Source organism: Pseudomonas sp. H26/SER47-MNA-CIBAN-0231, assembly GCF_040310465.1.
GTDB lineage: Bacteria > Pseudomonadota > Gammaproteobacteria > Pseudomonadales > Pseudomonadaceae > Aquipseudomonas > Aquipseudomonas atacamensis.
This window is the reverse complement of record NZ_JBEOPW010000003.1, coordinates 145,478-166,560: the sequence shown is the minus strand read 5'-3', so window position 1 is coordinate 166,560 and position 21,083 is coordinate 145,478. Positions and strand designations below refer to the sequence as shown.

The window sequence follows — 21,083 nt, the reverse complement described above, 5'->3', positions numbered from 1 at the left end:
CCAACACAATGAGCACTAGCGCAGCACAAGAGAAGAGCGCCGCCAGCGGCGAATACAGCATTCTCGACAGCATCATCGCCGAAACCCGTCTGACCCCGGACGACGAAGCCTACGACATCGCCAAGCGTGGCGTGTCGGCGTTCATCGAAGAGCTGCTCAAGCCGCAGAACAACGGTGAGCCGGTCAAGAAAGCCATGGTTGACCGCATGATCGCCGAGATCGATGCCAAGCTCAGCCGTCAGATGGACGAGATCCTGCACCACCCGGATTTCCAGGCGCTGGAATCGTCGTGGCGTGGTCTGCAGTTGCTGGTCGACCGCACCAACTTCCGCGAAAACATCAAGATCGAAATCCTCAACGTCTCCAAAGAAGACCTGCTGGACGATTTCGAAGATTCGCCGGAAGTCATGCAGTCGGGCCTGTACAAGCACATCTACACCGCTGAATACGGCCAGTTCGGTGGTCAGCCGGTGGGCGCGATCATCGCCAACTACTACATGTCGCCAAGCTCGCCAGACGTCAAGCTGATGCAGTACGTGGCCAGCGTTTCTTGCATGTCCCACGCGCCGTTCATCGCTGCCGCCGGGCCGAAATTCTTCGGTCTGGAAAGCTTCACCGGCCTGCCGGATCTGAAAGATCTGAAAGACCACTTCGAAGGCCCGCAATTCGCCAAATGGCAGAGCTTCCGTACTTCGGAAGACTCGCGCTACGTTGGCCTGACCGTGCCACGTTTCCTGCTGCGCAACCCGTACGATCCGGAAGAAAACCCGGTGAAATCGTTCGTGTACAAGGAAACCGTTGCCAACAGCCATGAGCATTACCTGTGGGGCAACACCGCTTACGCCTTCGGCACCAAGCTGACCGACAGCTTCGCCAAATTCCGCTGGTGCCCGAACATCATCGGCCCGCAGAGCGGTGGCGCGGTTGAAGACCTGCCTCTGCACCATTTCGAAAGCATGGGCGAAATCGAAACCAAGATCCCTACCGAAGTATTGGTTTCCGACCGTCGTGAATACGAACTGGCCGAGGAAGGCTTCATCTCCCTGACCATGCGCAAAGGCTCCGACAACGCGGCGTTTTTCTCCGCAAGCTCGGTGCAGAAGCCGAAGTTCTTCGGCATCAGCGCAGAAGGCAAGGCGGCAGAGCTGAACTACAAGCTCGGCACCCAACTGCCGTACATGATGATCGTCAACCGTCTGGCTCACTACTTGAAAGTGCTGCAGCGCGAGCAACTCGGTTCGTGGAAAGAGCGTACCGACCTCGAGCTGGAACTGAACAAGTGGATCCGTCAGTACGTGGCCGACCAGGAAAACCCGAGCGCCGAAGTGCGTGGCCGTCGTCCGCTGCGCGCTGCGCAAGTGATCGTCAGCGACGTAGAAGGCGAGCCGGGCTGGTACCGCGTGAGCTTGAACGTGCGTCCGCACTTCAAGTACATGGGTGCCGATTTCACCCTGTCGCTGGTTGGCAAGCTGGACAAAGAGTAAGAGCGACTCATGGACGGATACGGCAGCCTGTTCGAACGCCTCAACGGCGACGCACAACTACGCAAGGGCAACAGCCTTGAAGCTTGCGCCATGGCGTCAGTGGCTGCCCATCTGGCCAAAATGCTCAGCACCCGGGCCGGCAGCGTGCAAACGCTGGCCGACTACGGGTTGCCCGATCTCAATGACATGCGCCTGAGCCTGCACGACTCGCTGAGTCAGGCCCGCCTGGCTATCGAAAACTTCATCGAAGCCTACGAGCCACGCCTGAGCAACGTGCGTGTCATTTCCCTGCCGCGTGACCACGATCAACTGCGCCTGGCCTTCAGTATCGAAGGCCTGCTGGAAGTCGAGGGTTTCAAGCGTCAGGTCAGTTTCTCCGCGCGCCTGGATGGCAGCGGTCAAGTCAAGGTCACCTAAGGAGATCCCCGATGTCTGGCAAACCCGCAGCACGCGTATCCGACCCCACCGCTTGCCCGCTCCCCGGCCACGGCACCAACCCGATCGCCGCCGGTTCCGGCGACGTGTTCTTCGACGGCCTCGCGGCCGCCCGCCAAGGCGATGCCTCGGCGTGTGGTGGTGCGTTGGTCGGCGATCTTGCGACTACCGTTTTGATCAACGGCAAACCGGCCGCCACGGTTGATTCGGTGGGGACCCATGGCAACAAGGTTACGGCTGGGTCCGGGACGGTGATTATTGGCAATTCGCATTCGCCAGCGCCGTTTGTTCCGCCGTTGCCGGTGGAGCTCAGTTGGCCGTTCAATGAGCACTTCGTCATCAATTGTCAGGACACCGGAAAACCGTTGTCCGGAATCGAGTACACATTGAAAACGGCATCCGGAAAAACCGTGAACGGTGTTACGGGCGCCGATGGCAAGACAAAGATGATTCATTCGGAGATCGCCGAGCCTGTTGAGCTGATCATTGAACAGCAAACTAAGGTGGCGATCGCTTGAGAATGTACAGAATGGCTCTCCGCTGTCTGTGGCAGGGTGGACGAGTAACAATGACCGGGATGTTGAAATGGCAAATACAACAGTAACTGCGACGCTGTCGCCGGCGAGTAACAAGACCGGGCAGACGGCAACTGCACGTCGATTTTCAGTCTCAGACATCCCTGGGGCAATGGACAAAATAAACTGGCCTGTTGCTGCTGGATTGATGCGCTATTGGTTTAAAGGCAATCCATGGGCCACCGAAGATGGCGGGATGGATGAACTCACCAAGGATCATAAAAAAGAGCCACTCGATCCCTATATAGAAAGCTCGATCGTAAAAATGGCTTGGGTGCTAAAGTTTGAACGCGCCAACAAGGTATTTAAAGAACTAAAGCTGAAATGGAATAGTCCGAACGCGCTGATTCGAATGCGTAATGATTTTCCGGCGAAGTTCGCAGGTAAAGTCGACGGTGCCTATCAGCAAAAATTTGGAAGTGCACGGGACGCTGAGAAATTTGGGTATACCAATACAATTTCGATTCAGACCTCAAATGCTAATGTTTTTCTGTTGGATGAACTTAGGGGTGCCCTTGCAAATTTCAATATGAGGGTCATTGCCGAAGGTGAAATTATTATTGCCTCAGGAAAAATCAGCTTTCTGGTTAATCGTCTGGGGTATTACGTTGATGATAGTTACGATTTCAGCGACGTGGGCAACCGTTTCAGTCAGCCTCTGGGTTATTGGAATTATGACGGTGTAGCTGATCCAGTAACAAGCAATGGGTCGAATTTCCTTGCGGCAATGGGTAAAGCAGAAATGGCCAGAACCGCTGCAATGCGTGGGGAGGACGTACAAGCTCTATTTAGGGATATAGACGGTAAACGCTACCACTTGATCCAAAACAGTGATTTTGCCGAGTACCGGGCGACGTATGGAAAAGGCGGAGATTTTACCGTGTATTCTGACATTTTGTATGAGGACGTAACTCCGCCTGTCTTAATCAAGGTAGTTGATTAGATGCCTCTCAGAATCCCAGGTCTGGTTTTGTCAGCGACCCTGATGTTCGGGGCACTATCGTTTTATTCATTTATCGATAATCTTTCTGTGCGGCGTCCAGCTGTTATCGAGTTAAGTGATTCAAGGCAGTATATTGTTGAGCGTGTAGATTTTCCGTCTTTATTTTTCGGCGAAGATTTTTCTTATCTGCGAGTTACAGATCAAGATGCGCCTAAGTATATTTACCGTAGTCCTCTGTATCCAACCCGACTCTTGCTCCTGCAAGTAAATGAAGGCGAGGGAAGGGTAAGTGTTCCTAATATAGATTTTCTCACGGCTGAGAAGATATTTGTTTTTCATGATCGCCGTTGGATGGATCATGCGATGAATTATTTTGTGAGCAATACACCGTACGTTGTCGAGTCATTGGGTGAGGGTGAAAGATAATGGCTGGCCTGAAGTATTTAATATTTCATAAGTACAGGAAGGCGGCTTTCTGGGTGGCTGTATTATTTGTGTTTTTTTCTGTTTCATTGTTTTTTGTTGTGTCTGCCATGCGAAATTACCCGGCTAGCTCAACGGTAATTAGCCCTTCCGGCCGATATGTTATGGAAAACGTGCGGGTTGGAAAGATTCTTACCCTCGGTGGAATGGCCTATTTGAGAGTTATTGACAGGCAAAATCCGCAAGAAGTTTATCGTACACCGCTGTATGACACTCAGTCGTTGGACATGAGGGCATCAGAGAATGCATCAACTGTCGGTATTGTATGGATATATTTTAATAAGGATAAGAAAACTTTCGAGATAGCATTGCCTCAATGGGAAACCCATTGGTTGAATATTTTTATCAGTAATACGCCGTATGTATATCTTGAGAACTGAGATCCGTATGGGCCATTACGCAAATCTAGCCTGCACGCCTGATCTTAAGTTCAGGTCGGATACCGCGCATCATGCACAGGACAATCGGGACTGCGAATCCGGGCGGGATATTTTTTTGATGAGTTCCACTACCAGGCAGGTACCCCGTGTCCTTTAACCACTACTACCAAAGCGAACTCACCGCACTGCGTCAGCTCGGTCGCCGTTTCGCCGAGCGTAGTCCGGCGCTGGCACCGTATCTGGGCCAGGCCGGGCGGGATCCGGATGTGGAGCGGTTGCTCGAAGGCTTTGCGTTTCTGACCGGGCGCCTGCGGCAGAAGCTCGATGACGAACTGCCGGAGCTCAGCCATTCGCTGATGCAGCTGCTGTGGCCGAACTACATGCGCCCGCTGCCGGCGTTCAGCATTCTGCAGTTCGATCCGCTCAAGCGTTCCGGGCCGGCGCTGCTGGTTGAGCGCGATACGCCGATCGAGAGCAAGCCGATCGAAGACGTGCGCTGCCGCTTCCGTACGTGCTACCCGACCGAGGTGTTGCCGCTGGATCTGGCTGCGCTGAATTACTCGGTGAAGGGCGATGGCTCGCTGCTCAGCCTGCGTCTGGAAATGAGCGCTGACGGCCACCTCGGCGAACTGGAGCTGAGCAAGTTGCGCCTGCACTTTGCCGGTGAGCGCTACATCAGCCAGATGCTCTACCTGAGCCTGCTGCGCAACCTCGACGGCATCGAACTGATCCCGCTCGACGGCGCCGGCAAGCCGATTGATGGCGTCAGCGGCAAGCCGATGGCGTTCAAGATTCCCGGCGACCGGGTGAAACCGGTGGGCTTTGCCGAAGAAGAAGCGTTGATTCCGTATCCGCTGAACACCTTCCGTGGCTATCGCTACCTGCAGGAATATTTCGCCTTCCAGGACAAGTTCCTGTTCGTCGACGTCAACGGTCTGGACATTCTCAAGGCGCTGCCGGAAGACACCCTCAAGCAGATGCGCGGCCTCGAATTGCGTTTTGACATTCGCAAGAGCGGCATCATGCGCATGCGCCCGACGCTCGATAACGTTAAGCTGTTCTGCACGCCGATCGTCAATCTGTTCGAGCACGACGCGCTGCCGATCCGTCTCGATGGCAAGCAGGATGAGTACCTGTTGCTGCCGGCGGAATACGACCTGGAAAACTGCGGCGTGTTCTCGGTGGAAACCGTCACTGGCTGGAAGCCCGGCGGTCTCGGTTATCAGGAGTACGTGCCGTTCGAATCCTTCGAGCACGACCCGAGTTTCGACGTGCCCAACAGCCGTCCGCATTACAGCATTCGCCAGCGTTCGTCTTTGCTGCATGACGGCCTCGACACTTACCTGAGCTTCGGCATCCGCCACACCGAAGCCCACGAAACGCTGTCGATCGAGCTGATGTGCACCAACCAGAACCTGCCGAAAAAGCTCAAGCTCGGCGACATCTGCATGGCCAGCGAGCAGACCCCGGAATTCCTCAGTTTCCGCAATATCACCCCGGCCACGTCGAGCTTCGCGCCGCCGCTGAACCGTGACTTCCTGTGGAAGCTGATCAGCAACATGTCGCTTAACTATCTGTCGCTGGCGGACGTCAATGCGTTGAAGGTGATTCTGGAAACCTACGACCTGCCGCGCTACTACGACCAGCACGCGGAGAAGGTCAGCAAGCGCCTGCTCGGCGGCCTCAAGCACATCAAGCATCACCACGTCGACCGACTGCATCGTGGTCTGCCGGTACGCGGTTTGCGCACCGAACTGACCATCGACCCGGAAGGCTATATCGGCGAAGGCGACCTGTTCGTCTTCGCTTCGGTTCTCAACGAGTTTTTCGCGCTTTACGCCAGTCTCAATTCATTCCATGAGCTGCGGGTAAAAAGCACACAGGGAGAGGTGTACCAATGGACACCACGTATGGGCCTGCAGCCCCTGCTTTAAGCGGGCTGACCAAGGTAATACGCGAGTACTCGCTGTTTCAGGCCGTGCTGCTGGTGATCGACCGGCTGCGCGAGGCACACCCGCACCTGAGCGAAGACGATCTGTACGACCAGGTCGAGTTCCAGGCCAACCCGAGCCTGGGCTTTCCGCGCAGCGACGTCGATCGCGTCGAGTTTTTCGAAGAGCACGGCAAGATGCGCGCGCGCATGCGCTTCAACCTGATCGGCCTGGTCGGCTCCGGTTCGCCGCTGCCAGCGTTCTACGGCGAACAGGCTCTGGGCGACAGCGAAGACGGCAACCCGACGCGCAATTTTCTCGACCTGTTCCACCATCGCCTGCAACGGCTGATGCTGCCGATCTGGCGCAAGTACCGTTACCGCGCGAGCTTCCAGAGCGGCGCGATCGACCCGTTCTCGGCGCAACTTTTTGCGCTGATCGGACTGGGCGGCGACGAGATCCGCAAGGCCAAGGAACTCAACTGGAAACGCCTGCTGCCGTACCTCGGTTTGCTCAGCTTGCGGGCGCACTCGGCAGCGTTGATCGAAGCCGTGCTGCGTTACTACTTCAAGCACGAAGACCTGGTCATCGAGCAGTGCATCGAGCGCCGCGTGGAAATCCTCGACGAGCAGCGCAATCGTTTGGGCCGCGCCAACAGCGTACTCGGCGAAGACCTGGTGCTGGGCGAGCACGTGCGCGATCGCAGCGGCAAATTCCGCATTCATATCACCGAACTCGACTGGCAGCGATTCCATGAATTCCTGCCAATCGGTTTCGGCTACCAGCCGCTCTGCGCGCTGGTGCGGTTCACCTTGCGTGACCCGCTCGATTACGACATCCGCCTGGTCCTGCGCCAGGAAGAAATCCGCGAACTGCGCATCGGTGAGCAGAACGCCTGTCGCCTCGGTTGGACCAGTTGGCTGGGCCGCGAAAAAGCGGACGGCGTGGTGACCCTGGGCAGCAAAATTCATTAAGGACGTGAGCCATGATCAACGTAGACCTGCAACAACTCATCCAAGCGCTGGACGCCGAAACCCGTCGTGATCTGGAACGTTCGGCCGAGCGTTGCGTCGCCCGTGGCGGCAGCAAGATTCTCGTCGAAGACTTGCTGCTGGGCTTGCTTGAGCGCCCGAACGGCTTGCTGTCGCGCGCGCTGCAAGATGCTGACGTCGACGCCGGTGAACTGACCGCTGCATTGCAATCGCGGGTCGAACACAGCGCTTCGCGCAACCCGGTATTCGCTCCGGAACTGGTGCAATGGCTGCAAGACGCGCTGCTGGTGGCCAACCTCGAGCTGGGCCAGACCCAGGTCGAAGACGCCGCGCTGATCCTGGCGTTGCTGCGCAACCCGATGCGTTATGCCGGCAGCCGCTATCAACCGCTGCTTGCCAAACTGAACATTGATCGCCTGAAAGAATTTGCCCTGTCGCAACAGGAGCAACCGGCGGCCAACGGCAAACCGGCCGCACAGGGCGAATCGCTGTTGCAGCGCTTCACCCACAACCTGACCCAACAGGCCCGCGACGGCAAACTCGACCCGGTGCTGTGCCGTGACGGCGCGATCCGCCAGATGGTCGACATCCTCGCCCGTCGGCGCAAGAACAACCCGATCGTCGTCGGTGAGGCCGGTGTCGGCAAGACTGCGATCGTCGAAGGTCTGGCTTCGCGCATCGCTGCCGGTGAAGTGCCGCAGGTACTCAAAGGCGTTGAATTACTCTCGCTGGACATGGGCCTGTTGCAGGCCGGCGCCAGCGTCAAAGGTGAATTCGAGCGTCGTTTGAAAGGCGTGATCGACGAAGTCAAAGCCTCGCCGAAACCGATCATCCTGTTCATCGACGAAGCCCACACGTTGATTGGCGCCGGCGGCAATGCCGGGGGTTCCGATGCGGCCAACCTGTTGAAGCCGGCCTTGGCCCGTGGCGAACTGCGCACCATCGCCGCGACCACCTGGGCCGAGTACAAGAAATACTTCGAGAAAGACCCGGCGCTGGCCCGTCGCTTCCAGCCCGTACAACTGCACGAACCGACTGTCAGCGAAGCGGTGACCATTCTGCGTGGTCTGGCTCAGGTCTACGAGAAGAGCCACGGCATCTATCTGCGCGATGACGCGGTGGTGTCCGCTGCTGAATTGTCCGCGCGTTACCTGGCCGGTCGGCAACTGCCGGACAAGGCTGTCGACGTCCTCGACACTGCGTGCGCTCGCGTGCGCATCAGCCTCGCTGCGGCCCCGGAAAGCATCGAGCGTCTGCGTGGCGAACTGGCTGAAGGCGGCCGTCAGCGTCAGGCCCTGCGCCGCGATGCCGAGGCCGGTCTGCTGATCGACCACGAAGCGCTGGAGGCACTGGAAGCGCGGCTGGACGAAGCCGAAAGCGAGATGGTTGCGCTCGAGTCCCTGTGGACTGAGCAAAAAGAACTGGCCGAGCGTCTGCTGGAACTGCGTCAGCAACTGGCCAAGGCCCGTGAAGCCGCAGCCGTCGAGCCGACCGTCAGCGTTGAAGAAGACGCCGAAGGCACCGTGATTGAAACTCTGGTCGCCGAAGTCGAAGAAGGCCAGAGCGTCGAAGCGCTGGAAGCTCAGCTGCATGAAACCCACGCCGCGTTGACCGCTGCGCAAGTCAAAGAACGTCTGGTCAGCTTCGAAGTCTGCCCGCGTCTGGTCGCCGAAGTGATCAGCGCCTGGACCGGTGTGCCGCTGGCGCAACTGGCCCGCGAGCACAACGCCAAGGTCGCCAGTTTCGCCACCGATTTGCGCACCCGCATCCGTGGCCAGGAACAAGCCGTGCACGCGCTGGATCGCTCGATGCGCGCCACCGCTGCCGGTCTGAACAAGCCTGATGCACCGGTCGGTGTGTTCCTGCTGGTCGGCCCGAGCGGCGTCGGCAAGACCGAAACCGCGCTGGCCCTGGCTGACCTGCTGTACGGCGGCGACCGCTTCATCACCACCATCAACATGTCCGAGTTCCAGGAAAAGCACACCGTCTCGCGCCTGATCGGTGCGCCACCGGGCTACGTCGGTTACGGCGAGGGCGGCATGCTCACCGAGGCCGTGCGCCAGAAGCCGTATTCGGTGGTGTTGCTCGATGAAGTCGAGAAGGCTGATCCGGACGTGCTCAACCTGTTCTACCAAATCTTCGACAAAGGCGTGGCCAACGACGGCGAAGGTCGCGAGATCGACTTTCGCAATACGTTGATCCTCATGACCTCCAACCTCGGTAGCGACAAGATCAGCGAACTCTGCGAGGACGGCGCGCGGCCGACCGCCGAAGTGCTCGAAGAAACCATTCGCCCGGTACTCAGCAAACACTTCAAACCGGCGCTGCTGGCGCGGATGAAAGTGGTGCCGTACTACCCGGTGGGCGGGCCGGTGCTGCGCGAGCTGATCGAGATCAAACTCGGCCGTCTCGGCGAGCGCCTGAACCGTCGTCAGCTGGAGTTCAGCTGGTGCCAGAACCTCGTCGATCACCTGTCCGAGCGTTGCACGCAAAGCGAAAGCGGCGCGCGCCTGATCGATCATCTGCTCGATCAACACGTGCTGCCGCTGGTGGCCGATCGTCTGCTTGATGCGATGGCGACCGGCGAAAGCCTCAAGCGTGTGCATGCCACGCTCGACGGCAACTCCAGCGTGACCTGCGAGTTCGCCTGAGGTGGGCGTGATGTTCACTCAAGTGCCGCAGCCACTGGTCTATGCCGAAGCGTTGCTGGCGCAGTTCGCCAGTCTGTCGCGGGCGGCGGACAGTGCTGCGCTGCTGAGTGAATTCGTCCGTGGCCTGGCCGAGCTGAGTGGCTGTGAACTGACGCAGCTGTATCTGCTCGACGCCACCCACACCTGCCTGGGGATGAACGCCGAGTGCCTCGACGGCGCGCTGCAACCGCGTCAGGCGGCGAGCCTGCCGGCGGATTACAACGGTGAGCAACTGCTGCAATTCGCCCTGTGCCAGAACCGCGTGGTGTGCCTCGATGACCTGACCGGCAGCCTGCACGAAACCAGTTTTCTGCCGGCGACGAGCACGCCGTGGCAGTCGCTGTTGTGCGTGCCGCTGGTCAATCAGCACAAGTCGGTTGAGGGCTTGTTGCTGTGTGCCAGTCGTCGTCGCACTGACTTGCAGGGTTTCGCCGACTCCCTTGGCCAGCTCGGCTCGTTCGTGCTCGGCCAACTGCATCTGCTGCAACGCCTGCGTCAGCCAGCCGCCGAATCGGCCACCGCCACTCGCAGTGTGCCGAGCATCAGCGGCTACGGCCTGATCGGCAAAAGCGCGGCGATGCGCCAGACCTATTCGCTGATCAGCAAGATCCTCCACAGCCCGTACACCGTGCTGTTGCGTGGCGAGACCGGCACCGGCAAGGAGGTGGTGGCGCGGGCGATCCACGATTGCGGCCCGCGTCGCTCCCAGGCCTTCATCGTGCAGAACTGCGCGGCGTTCCCGGAAAACCTGCTGGAAAGCGAACTGTTCGGCTACCGCAAAGGCGCCTTCACCGGCGCCGATCGCGATCGTGCCGGGCTGTTCGACGCGGCCAATGGCGGCACATTGCTGCTCGATGAAATCGGCGACATGCCGTTGTCGCTGCAAGCGAAGATTCTGCGCGTGTTGCAGGAAGGCGAGATTCGTCCGCTGGGTTCCAACGACACGCACAAGATCGACGTGCGCATCATCGCCGCAACGCACCGTGATCTGGCGGCGCTGGTCAGCGAAGGCAAGTTCCGCGAGGACTTGTACTACCGCCTCGCGCAGTTCCCGATCGAACTGCCGGCCCTGCGTCAGCGCGAAGGCGACATCCTCGATCTGGCCCGGCATTTCGCCGAGAAGACCTGCACGTTTTTGCAGCGTGATCCGGTGCGCTGGTCGGATTCGGCGCTGGAGCATCTGTGCGGCTACACCTTCCCCGGCAACGTTCGCGAACTCAAGGCACTGGTCGAGCGCGCGGTGTTGCTCTGCGAGGGCGGCGAGTTGCTCGCCGAGCATTTTTCCCTGCGCCTGGAAGCGATGCCGGAAGACAACAGCGGCCTGAATCTGCGCGAACGCCTGGAGCAGGTCGAGCGCACATTGCTGCTCGATTGCCTGCGCAAGAACGACGGCAACCAGACCCTCGCCGCCCGCGAACTGGGCCTGCCACGGCGCACGCTGCTGTACCGCCTCGGGCGCCTGAATATCAATTTGGGTGACTTTGATGGTTGACCTACAGCACTTCTTCGAACCCAACACATACCCTGTGGCGAGGGGATTTATCCCCGTCCGGCTGCGCAGCGGTCGCAGTCCGGTACATACGGTTTCACTGAGAAATCGCGCTGGCAGGTTATGGGGGCGCTGCGCACCCCAAGGGGGACAAGTCCCCTCGCCACGGGAGGTCGCTGTACCTCCAGGCTATGGTGTAAGGCCCCGATCTAGAGGCTTCGAGCCCACCTCAAAAACTTATTTCAGCGCCGCCCGCAAGGGTCGGCGCTTTGTGCTTTGTCTACACCTGGAGACCCTCTGATGTCTGTTCGTCACTGGCACGCTGTCCTGCTGACCCTCGTCGTTCTATGCGGCCTTGGCGGCTGTAGCGGCAATTACAAATTCAACGACAACGACTATCGCCCGTTGGGTGATCCGCAAGCGGTCAATCGCGGCAAGTGACCGCAAGGAGCATCAAACATGGAATTGGTTTTCGAAATGCTGAACACCAAGCAGTTCGTGCCCACCGAGCTGTGCCAGCGGACCTTCAAACAGGCCGGTGGCGTGATCGGGCGCGGCGAGGACTGCGACTGGATCATCCCTGACCGCAAGCGGCACCTGTCCAATCACCACGCGATTGTCAGCTACCGCGAGGGCTCGTTCTTCCTTACCGATACCAGCAGCAACGGTGTCCAGGACGGCAGCAGCGGCGCGCGCCTGCACAAGGGCGAGCCGGTGCGTATCGAGCACGGCAGCACCTACATTCTCGGCGACTTCGAGATCCGTGCGCGGCTGGTTCGCGACCCGGCCACCTTCGACGGCGAAGTCGGCCGCCCGCGTGCCGCTGGCAGCATCATTCCGGACGACGCGTTCCTCGACCTCGACCCGCTCAACGCCCTCGAACAGCAAGAGCGCGTGTACTCGGAAATCGACGAACTGCTGTCGCCCAGCGCCAAGCCGGAAGACTCCCGTCAACGTGCCGACTATGCGCGCATCGACATGGAAAGCCTGATGGTCCCGGAGCTGATTGCCGCCCCGGTCGAACCTGAGCCGGCGCCTGCGCCGAAAGCTGTCGAGCGTCAGAGCGAAGGTTTCTGGGAGCACTTCGGCGCGGCGCTCGGCGTCGACGTCAAAGGCCTCAGCCACGACGAACGCGAAGCGCTGGCGCTGAACGCTGCGCGGCTGCTGCGCCAGAGCATCGGCGGTTTGCAGCAAAGCCTGCGTACCCGCTCCGAGCTGAAAAACGAACTGCGTCTGGCGCAGACCACCGTGCAGGGCACCAACAAGAACCCGCTGAAATTCGCCGTCGATCCGAGCGAAGCACTGCAGATTCTGTTGCAGCCAAGCAAGCCTGGACACCTGCCGGCCGAGCAGGCGATCTCACGTGCATTCCGTGATTTGCAGGCGCACCAAGTGGCTTTGCTGACCGCCAGTCGCGCCGCTGTGCGTGGCACGCTGGAGCACTTCTCGCCAGAGCAGCTGACCCTGCGTTTCGAGCGCGACAGCAAGCCATTGATTGCAACATCGGGTGGGCGCTGGAGAGCGTTCGGCCGCTATCACCAGGCACTGCGTCAGGACGATGACTGGAGCGAGCGTCTGCTGGCCCGCGACTTTGCCCAGGCCTACGAAGAACAGATCCGCCTGATCTCCACCCTCCACACCGACCACCAAGGATGATGCGCATGTCTCGCCGCTCGACCGCTTTTTTCAAGACGCTGACTGCGCTCACCGTGCTGGTGCTGCTCGCCGGTTGCTCGTCGCTGTCGCCGTACTCGAAAGTGACCAAGATCAATCTGAAACTGACCGGCAGCGATCAGCTCAACCCGGACCTCAACGGGCGGCCGTCGCCGATCGTCGTGCGCCTGTTCGAACTCAAGCACCCGGTGACCTTCGAGAACGCTGATTTCTTCAGCCTCTACGAGCGCGCCAAGGAATCCCTCAATCCGGATCTGGTGGCCAGCGAAGAACTCGAACTGCGCCCGGGTGAAACCGTGGAACTGAAACTCAGCGTGGAGGAGGGCAGCCGTTACGTGGGCATCCTCGCTGCCTATCGCGACCTGCCGGATACCCAATGGCGCCACACCGTGCAGATCACTCCGCTGGAACTCACCGAGGCTGATCTGACCCTCGATCAGGCCGGTATCCGCAATACCCAACAAGTGCTCGCCAAGGCGGATGACTGATCATGAACACCCATAAAGTCATTTGGCAGGAAGGCATGCTGCTGCGACCGCAGCACTTCCAGCACAACGATCGTTATTACGATCACCAGATGAAAACCCGCACGCAATTGCTCGGTGGCTACACCTGGGGTTTTCTCAATCTGGAAATCGACTTGCAGTTCCTCAACATGGGCAAACTGGTGATCAGTGAAGCCTCGGGGATTCTGCCGGACGGCAGCCTGTTCGAACTTGGTGGCAACACTGAGCCGCTGGCGCTGGACGTGCCGCCGAACACCGGCAACACGCCGATCTATCTGGCGCTGCCGCTGGTCACTGGCAACCACATCGAGGCCCGGCGCCCGGAGCAATCCGACGTGCTCGCGCGCTACACCGCGTATGACGCCGAAGTCGCCGACTCCAACGCCGGCGATGATTCCGCCAGCCAGGTCAGCTGCGGTCGTCCGGACTTCAAACTGTTGCTCGGCGAGCAGCAGAGCGATCAGGCCTACGTGAAGCTGAAAATCTGCGACGTGCTCGATACCACGCCCGACGGCGTGATCAGCCTCGACCCGGATTTCGTCCCGACCTACATTCAGGCCCACGCCTCCAGCTACTTGCTGTCGTGCCTGAAAGAAGTCATCAGCATGCTCAGCCACCGTGGCGACACGATTGCCGAGCGGATTCGCTCCAATGGCAAGGTCGGCGGCGCTGAAGTCGGCGACTTCATGATGCTGCAACTGATCAACCGTACCGAACTGCTGCTGCGCCATTACCTGGGTCTTGAGCAGGTGCATCCGGAAGAGTTGTATCGCACGCTGCTGACCATGCTCGGCGATCTGGCGACCTTCTCCGGCGAGAGCAAACGCCCGCGTCTGGACAGCCGTTACTCCCACGCCGATCAGGGCGCGAGCTTCCGCAAACTGATGGAAGCGATCCGTCAGGTGCTGTCGATGGTGCTCGAACAGCACGCCATCGAACTGATCCTGCAGGCGCGTCAGTACGGCATCATCGTCTCGCCGTTGCACGATCACAAACTGCTCGGCTCGGCCTCGTTCGTGCTGGCAGCCAGTGCCAACTGCGACTCCGAAGAACTGCGTCAGCGTTTGCCGCAGCACCTCAAGGTCGGCCCGGTGGAGCGCATCCGCCAACTGGTCAATCTGCACTTGCCGGGGATCAAGGTCAAACCGTTGCCGGTGGCCCCACGGCAGATCGCGTTCCACTCGAACAAAACCTATTTCATCCTCGAACTCAGTTCCGAAGACCTGGCACAACTCGAGCGCTCCGGCGGTTTCGCGTTCCACGTGTCCGGCGAATTCGCCGAGCTTGAACTGAAATTCTGGGCCATCAGGAACTGACCGACATGATCAAGGAAACGGATTACAACCAGGACGACAAAACCGTCCTGCTCGACCGTCAGGGCCACGGACCGGCATCGAGTCCGCTGACCGACTTCGCCGCGCCGCCGCGTTTCGAGCAACTGGAAGAACGCATGATCTACGCCGCGCGCCTGCGTCCGGCCGAGGCGTTCAACATCAGCCTCAACTCGCTGGTCGCGGCCTCGTCCGATCTGCTCTCGGAAGTGGTGCGCCTCAAGCACAGCGAAACCCGTGAAGACCTGTACGCGCTCAATGAGCGGCTGACCGCCGGGCTGAAGTTGTTCGAAGTGCGCGCCCTGCACAACGGCGCCGAAAGCAGCCAGGTGATGGCCGCGCGTTACGTGCTCTGCACCGTGGTCGACGAAGCCGTCGTGACCACGCCGTGGGGCAACGAAAGCGAGTGGTCGCAGATGAGCCTGCTGAGCAGCTTCCACAACGAAACCTTCGGCGGCGAGAAGTTTTTCCAGCTGCTCGATCGGCTGTCGAAAAACCCGGTCAAGCACCTGCCGATGCTCGAACTGATGTACCTGTGCCTGTCCCTCGGTTTCGAGGGCAAGTACCGCGTCCAGGCGCGCGGCATGCTTGAGCTTGAAGGCATCCGCGACGCCTTGTACCGGCAGATCCGTCAGTTGCGTGGCGACGTGCCGCGCGAGTTGTCGCCGCACTGGGAAGGCCTCAACGATCAGCGCCGCAACCTGGTGCGCATCGTGCCGGCGTGGATGGTGGTGCTCTTTACTCTGGTCTGCCTGGTGGTGATGTATTCGGGCTTCGCCTGGGTCCTGAGCGAACAACGCGACACCGTTCTGCATCCTTATCAGCCGCTTGATCCAGCCGCGGTGCAACCGCAGGCGCAGCCGTAAAACAGGGACGTGTGATGAAAAAGTTTTTCAAGAAAGTCGGCGCCTTCCTGCGCCAGACCTGGGTCTGGACTCTGCTGCTGGTGCTGTTCGTGGCGCTGCTGGTGTGGTTCGTCGGCCCGTTGTTGGCGGTCGATGATTACAAGTTCTGGGAAAGCGCGACCTCGCGCCTGCTGACCATCAGCGTGCTGTTCCTGATCTGGGGCCTGACCATGGTCTTCGTCAGCTGGCGCGCCGGTATCCGCAAGAAAGCCGAGGAGGAAAGCGAGGACGGCCAGGACCGTATCCGCCGCGAAGAGCTGATCGACGAAGAACAGAAAGAGTTGAAGGCGCGGTTCAAGGACGCGCTGAAAACCCTGAAGACGTCGAGCCTGTATCGCGGTCGCAGCGAGCGCTGGCGCAGTGACTTGCCGTGGTACCTGCTGATCGGTCCGCAGGCCTCGGGTAAAACCAGCCTGCTGGATTTTTCCGGTCTGGAATTTCCGATCAACAAGATCGACCGCAAGCTGACCCGCGACACCCTCGGCACCCGTCATTGCGACTGGTATTTCGCCGATCACGGTGTACTGATCGACACCGCCGGGCGCTACACCACTCAACCGGACGCCGAAGTCGACGGCAACGCCTGGACCACCCTGCTGGAACTGCTGCGCAAGCGTCGTCGCGGCCGTCCGTTGAACGGCGTGCTGGTGACCATTCCGGTGGAAACCCTCACCGGCGGCAGCGAGCAGGACATCGAGACCCTCGCGCGCCAGGTGCGCAGCCGTTTGCAGGACGTGCATCAGAAACTCCACGTCGATGTGCCGGTGTATCTGGTCCTGAGCAAGGCTGACAAGCTGCTCGGCTTCGACGAGTTCTTCGATCAACTGACCCGCGAAGAAAGCGATCAAGTGCTCGGCACCAGTTTCCGCAAGGATCAGGTCGGCACCGACGTCACGGTTCTGCGCAACGAGTTCGAAGAGCTGCTGCGCCGCCTGAACAGCCAAGTGATCATGCGCATGCACTCCGAGCGCGACACTCAGCGCCGTGGCCGCATCCTCGACTTCCCGCATCAGCTCGGGCAGATCGGCGAGCGCCTGTGCCTGTTCGTCGACATGGCGTTCACCGGCAACCGTTATCAGCGTGCCACGCAACTGCGCGGTTTCTACCTGACCAGCGCGCCACACCTGACCCAGGAAATGGATTCGACCACCGCCGGCATCGGCGCCAGCCTGGGCATGAACGCCGGCGTGCTGCCGACTCTGCGCAGCGGTCGTTCGCGCTTCATCCACCACTTGCTCAGCCAAGTGATTTTCCCCGAAGCCGATCTGGCCGGTCTGGACAAGCGCGAGCGCAGCCGCATTCATTGGGGCCAGCGTGCGCTGTACGTCGGGGCGCTGGCGGCACTGGCACTGTTCGGCATGCTCTGGGCCGGTGGTTTCTCGGCCAACTACGAGCGTCTGGAAAACTTGCGCACACTGGCGCAGAACTGGACTCAGCAACGCTCGGCCGTCACGCCGCGTGATGACGCCATGGGCGTGCTGAAAGTGCTCGACACCAGCTACGCCGCGACCCAGGTGTTCCCGAGCAAGGGCGACGTCTCGTACCACGAACGTGGCGGTCTGTATCAGGGCGAAGAGATCAACCCGGTGGTGAAAACCGCCTACGAGCGTGAGCTTGAAGCGCAGTTGCTGCCACGGGTGGCGACCATGCTCGAAGGGCAGATCCGCGCCAACATGAAGGACCGCGATCGCCTGCTCAACAGCTTGCGCGCGTACCTGATGCTGAACATGAAGGATCGTCGCGACGCGGCGTGGCTCAAGGACTGGGTCGCCACTGACTGGTCGCAGCGCTACACCGGCAACACCGCGGTGCAGAATGGACTGAACACGCACCTCGAGCGTTTGCTCAAGCAGCCGTTCATCTACCCGCTGAACGATCAGTTGGTGACGCAGGCGCGTCAGGTCCTGCGCAGCGAATCGCTGGCCAACGTGGTTTACCGCATGCTCCGCGAGCAGGCGCGCAACCTGCCGGACTATCGCTTCAGCCAACACCTCGGCCCACAAGGCTCGCTGTTCATCGGCACTGAATACGTGATCCCGGGTTTCTACACCCAACAGGGTTATCAGCAGTATTTCTCGGTGCAGGGCGCGGCGCTGGTCACCGACATCCTGCGTGACAACTGGGTGCTGGGCGAAGGCGCGGGCATCAGCGACATGGACTTGCGTCGCCTGATGGTCGAGCTCGAGCAGCTGTACTTCCGCGACTACGCCAATTACTGGAGCGAAGCCGTTGGCCAGGTCGCATTGCCACCGATCAGCGACGCCGGCGAAGGCGCCGAGCAACTGGCGGGCCTGACTTCGGCCAACTCGCCGGTACTCGCATTGCTCACCGAAGTACGTGAAAACACTCGCTTCGAAGCCGCGGCTGATCCGGTCGATGAAGCCGGCGAAGCCGCCGATGCGCTGGCCGGACAGAAAGGCAAACTGGGCAAGGTCGGCAAACTCGCCGCGGCTGCCGCCGACAAGGCTTCGGCGCTGAACGTGGCGAAGAACCTGCCGGACACCGCGAAGAAATCCCTGCAACGCCGCTTCGAACCGCTGCATCGTCTGCTCGATGACAACAACGGCCCGGGTGCTGACCTGACGCCAGCGTTCAGCGCGCTCAACGACCTGCAACTGCAACTGGCCGGCCTGGCCCGTTCCAGCACGCCGGAGCAAGCCGCGTTCGAGATGGCCAAGACGCGCATGAGCGGCCAGCGTGATGCGCTGACCAACCTGCGCAATGCCTCCGGTCGTCTGCCGCGTCCGCTGAGCGTGTGGTTCAACGTGCTGGCCGAAGACTCGTGGCGTCTGGTGCTCAACGATGCCTATCAATACCTGAATGGCCGTTATCAGAACGAGCTGTACAGCGTGTATGGCAAAACCATCAGCAAGCGCTATCCGTTCAGTGCCAGCAGCACCAGCGACGTAGCGATCAGCGACTTCCGCGAGTTCTTCCGTGCTCAAGGTACTGTCGATCGCTTCTTCGACAGCTACATGCGGCCGTTCGTCAGCGGCGATCCGGGCAACTACCGCATGCGCAGCGTCGACGGCCACAGCCTGCCGGTATCGAAGGTCTACCTCGATCAGATGGCCGCCGCGCAGACCATTCGCCAGAGCTTCTTCTCGATCAACCCGGCCGAGCCGACCGTGCAGTTCAAGCTTGAGCCGTACACCCTCGATCCGGCGGTCAGCCGCTCCGAATTCAAGTTCGGCGACAAGACCATGGAATACCGTCACGGCCCGATCCTGCCAATGACCTTCAAGTGGCCGACCGATGCTGAAGACGGTCGCACCAGTCTGGTCATGGACAAGATGGCCGGGCGTCCGATCGGTATCGAGAAGAACTCCGGCCCATGGTCGCTGTTCCGTCTGTTCGATCTGATGCAGACCGAGTACCTGAACGGTCGTGACGTGCTGGTACTGAAAGCCGACGTGGGCGGCCTGCGCGCCAACTACCTGCTGACCAGCCAGCGCACGCCGAACCCGTTCGACATGGGCGTACTGCGCACCTTCCGTATGCCGGTGCAGCTCTGATGCTGGTGGCCAGTCCCTGGCGCAGCGCGGCGCGTACCGACCCGGGCAAGGTGCGGGCGCGCAACGAAGATGCCTTCCTCGACTCGCCGCAGCATGGGCTGTGGGTGGTCGCGGACGGCATGGGCGGTCATCAGGGTGGTGACATCGCCAGCCAGTTGATCGTCGCCAGCCTGGCTGAGTTGCCGCAACACGAGGACTTCGACGAACGCCTCAAAGCCATCCGCCAGTGCCTGCACTGGCTGAACCGGCGCTTGGGCCAGGAGTTGACCGTCACTGCCGGGCGTCACGACAGCATCATGGGCAGCACCGTCGTCGCGCTGCTGGTGGAAGGCAATCGCGCGGCCTGCATCTGGGCCGGCGACAGCCGTTGCTATATGTGGCGCGGGCAGCGGTTGTATCAGCTGTCCAAGGACCATTCGCTGCAACAGCAGCTGATCGACGAGCAGCAAATGAGCGTCCAACAGGCAGCAGCGCACCCGGCGGCTCAGGCACTCACCCGAGCCGTCGGCGCCGCCGACACACTGACCCTGGATGTGCTTGAACTCGAGGTCTATCCGGGCGATGTGTTCTTGCTCTGCAGCGATGGTTTGTATCAGGGCCTGAGCAGCGACGCCCTCGGCAATGCCCTCAGCCTCAGCGCGCCGCACGTGGCGCTGGAACGTTTGTTCGACGGCGCCCTGCGAGGCGCTGCGCGGGACAACCTGACTGCCGTGGTGATCCGCCAATGAGTGAACTCGAATCGCCCATCGATGACCTGCTGATCAGCGAAGAACAGGCCAGCAACCTGACCTACTTCGCCTTCGCCAAGGGCAACAAGGCCGAACCGTTGCTGGCGCCGACCAAGGCCAGCATCGGTGCGCTGCCAGATGTACTCGCCGGTCGCTACCACCTCGAGCGTCTGCTCGGGGCCGGTGGCATGGGCGCCGTTTACCGGGCGCGGGATCTGCTGCATGAGCAGTTCGGCGATCCCGACCCTTACATTGCGCTGAAAATCCTCAGCGAAGAATTTGCCGAATCGCCGGACGCCAGTGCCTTGCTCTACAGCGAGTTCGCCCTGACCCGACGCCTGCGCCACGACAACGTCGTGCGTGCACACACCTTTGAAGTCGACACCGACTGCCAGCGGGCCTTCATCACCATGGAATACATGCGTGGCCTGACCCTGGACAAATTGCTCTGCGAGCGGCCCCTCGGCCTGCCGTGGCAAGAACTGCGCGACATCGTCCTGGCGCTGCTCGACACGTTGGCCTACGCCCACGGTCGCGGCGTGCTGCACGGTGACCTGAAACCGAGCAACGTCATGCTCAGTGAAGACGGCCTGCGCCTTTTCGACTTCGGTCTGGGACAGGCAGAGGAGGGCACCTTGCCCGGGCTGCCGCACCTGAGCCGCGAGCGTTTCAACGCCTGGACCCCGGGCTACGCCGCCCCCGAACTGCTTGAGGGCCAACCGTTGTCGGCCAGCGCGGACGTGTACGGCGTGGCCTGCGTGATCTATGAACTGGCGGGCGGCAAACACCCGTTCCGCCGCTTGCCCTCGACCCAGGCCCGCGACGAGCATCTGGAGCGCGAACTGCGCGCCCCAGCGAATCTACCCCAGCACGGCTGGCAAGCGCTGCGAACCGCGCTGAGCTTCAACCCGGCAGAACGCACCATCACTGCCCAACAATTGCGTGACGCCTTGGGCGCCACTTCGTCCTGGCTGCAACGTCTGCGACTTCGGGCGTAACGGATGACATTCGAACAGGGAGCA

Annotated in this window: 18 protein-coding genes; all 18 read left to right on the top strand. The window is 60.5% G+C overall.

The window, feature by feature from the left end:
- Positions 1-8: 8 nt before the first annotated feature.
- The 18 genes from tssC to AAEZ10_RS06025 all read left to right on the top strand — a co-directional run bounded on the left by tssC (position 9) and on the right by AAEZ10_RS06025 (position 21,059).
- Complete coding sequence (gene tssC, locus AAEZ10_RS06110; protein WP_016772499.1) at positions 9-1,484, top strand: type VI secretion system contractile sheath large subunit; 1,476 nt, start codon at positions 9-11, stop codon at positions 1,482-1,484.
- Positions 1,485-1,493: 9 nt separating this feature from the next.
- A complete protein-coding gene (tssE, locus tag AAEZ10_RS06105; RefSeq protein ID WP_007920274.1) occupies positions 1,494-1,901 on the top strand; it encodes a type VI secretion system baseplate subunit TssE in 408 nt (135 codons plus the stop codon).
- Positions 1,902-1,912: 11 nt separating this feature from the next.
- Complete coding sequence (locus tag AAEZ10_RS06100) at positions 1,913-2,437, top strand: PAAR domain-containing protein (RefSeq protein ID WP_071172086.1); 525 nt, start codon at positions 1,913-1,915, stop codon at positions 2,435-2,437.
- 67 nt (positions 2,438-2,504) lie between these two features.
- Positions 2,505-3,437, top strand: coding sequence for a DUF6402 family protein (locus AAEZ10_RS06095; RefSeq protein ID WP_073470891.1), 933 nt, complete (start codon positions 2,505-2,507; stop codon positions 3,435-3,437).
- On the top strand, positions 3,438-3,863 hold the full coding sequence (locus tag AAEZ10_RS06090) for a hypothetical protein (protein ID WP_130928406.1): 426 nt from the start codon (positions 3,438-3,440) through the stop codon (positions 3,861-3,863).
- Positions 3,863-4,300: a hypothetical protein gene (locus AAEZ10_RS06085; protein WP_071172089.1), complete on the top strand. Its 438-nt coding sequence runs from the start codon at positions 3,863-3,865 to the stop codon at positions 4,298-4,300. The genes AAEZ10_RS06090 and AAEZ10_RS06085 overlap by 1 nt, the downstream gene beginning before the upstream one ends.
- A 146-nt stretch (positions 4,301-4,446) precedes the next feature.
- Complete coding sequence (gene tssF, locus AAEZ10_RS06080; RefSeq protein ID WP_039757337.1) at positions 4,447-6,234, top strand: type VI secretion system baseplate subunit TssF; 1,788 nt, start codon at positions 4,447-4,449, stop codon at positions 6,232-6,234.
- Positions 6,198-7,205, top strand: coding sequence for a type VI secretion system baseplate subunit TssG (gene tssG, locus AAEZ10_RS06075; protein ID WP_056790879.1), 1,008 nt, complete (start codon positions 6,198-6,200; stop codon positions 7,203-7,205). The genes tssF and tssG overlap by 37 nt, the downstream gene beginning before the upstream one ends.
- Before the next feature lie 11 nt (positions 7,206-7,216).
- Positions 7,217-9,874, top strand: a complete 2,658-nt coding sequence (gene tssH / locus AAEZ10_RS06070) for a type VI secretion system ATPase TssH (RefSeq protein WP_350568405.1) — start codon at positions 7,217-7,219, stop codon at positions 9,872-9,874.
- A gap of 10 nt (positions 9,875-9,884) precedes the next feature.
- Positions 9,885-11,405: a sigma-54 interaction domain-containing protein gene (locus AAEZ10_RS06065; protein WP_280038424.1), complete on the top strand. Its 1,521-nt coding sequence runs from the start codon at positions 9,885-9,887 to the stop codon at positions 11,403-11,405.
- Positions 11,406-11,702: 297 nt separating this feature from the next.
- Positions 11,703-11,843, top strand: a complete 141-nt coding sequence (locus tag AAEZ10_RS06060) for a hypothetical protein (protein WP_003229566.1) — start codon at positions 11,703-11,705, stop codon at positions 11,841-11,843.
- Positions 11,844-11,861: 18 nt separating this feature from the next.
- Positions 11,862-13,058 (top strand): type VI secretion system-associated FHA domain protein TagH, encoded by a 1,197-nt coding sequence (gene tagH, locus AAEZ10_RS06055; RefSeq protein WP_073470894.1) that lies wholly within the window; start codon positions 11,862-11,864, stop codon positions 13,056-13,058.
- A gap of 5 nt (positions 13,059-13,063) precedes the next feature.
- Complete coding sequence (gene tssJ, locus AAEZ10_RS06050) at positions 13,064-13,564, top strand: type VI secretion system lipoprotein TssJ (protein ID WP_016772509.1); 501 nt, start codon at positions 13,064-13,066, stop codon at positions 13,562-13,564.
- Positions 13,565-13,566: 2 nt separating this feature from the next.
- Positions 13,567-14,898 carry a type VI secretion system baseplate subunit TssK gene (gene tssK, locus AAEZ10_RS06045; protein WP_016772510.1) on the top strand — a complete coding sequence of 444 codons (1,332 nt, stop codon included), beginning with the start codon at positions 13,567-13,569 and terminating at the stop codon, positions 14,896-14,898.
- A 5-nt stretch (positions 14,899-14,903) separates the two neighbouring features.
- On the top strand, positions 14,904-15,779 hold the full coding sequence (icmH, locus tag AAEZ10_RS06040; RefSeq protein WP_016772511.1) for a type IVB secretion system protein IcmH/DotU: 876 nt from the start codon (positions 14,904-14,906) through the stop codon (positions 15,777-15,779).
- A 14-nt stretch (positions 15,780-15,793) separates the two neighbouring features.
- Positions 15,794-19,333, top strand: coding sequence for a type VI secretion system membrane subunit TssM (tssM, locus tag AAEZ10_RS06035; protein ID WP_016772512.1), 3,540 nt, complete (start codon positions 15,794-15,796; stop codon positions 19,331-19,333).
- Positions 19,333-20,061, top strand: a complete 729-nt coding sequence (locus AAEZ10_RS06030; protein WP_122748277.1) for a PP2C family protein-serine/threonine phosphatase — start codon at positions 19,333-19,335, stop codon at positions 20,059-20,061. Before tssM ends, AAEZ10_RS06030 begins: the two co-directional genes overlap by 1 nt.
- Complete coding sequence (locus tag AAEZ10_RS06025; RefSeq protein ID WP_122748278.1) at positions 20,058-21,059, top strand: serine/threonine-protein kinase; 1,002 nt, start codon at positions 20,058-20,060, stop codon at positions 21,057-21,059. Before AAEZ10_RS06030 ends, AAEZ10_RS06025 begins: the two co-directional genes overlap by 4 nt.
- The last annotated feature ends 24 nt before the right edge of the window (positions 21,060-21,083 follow it).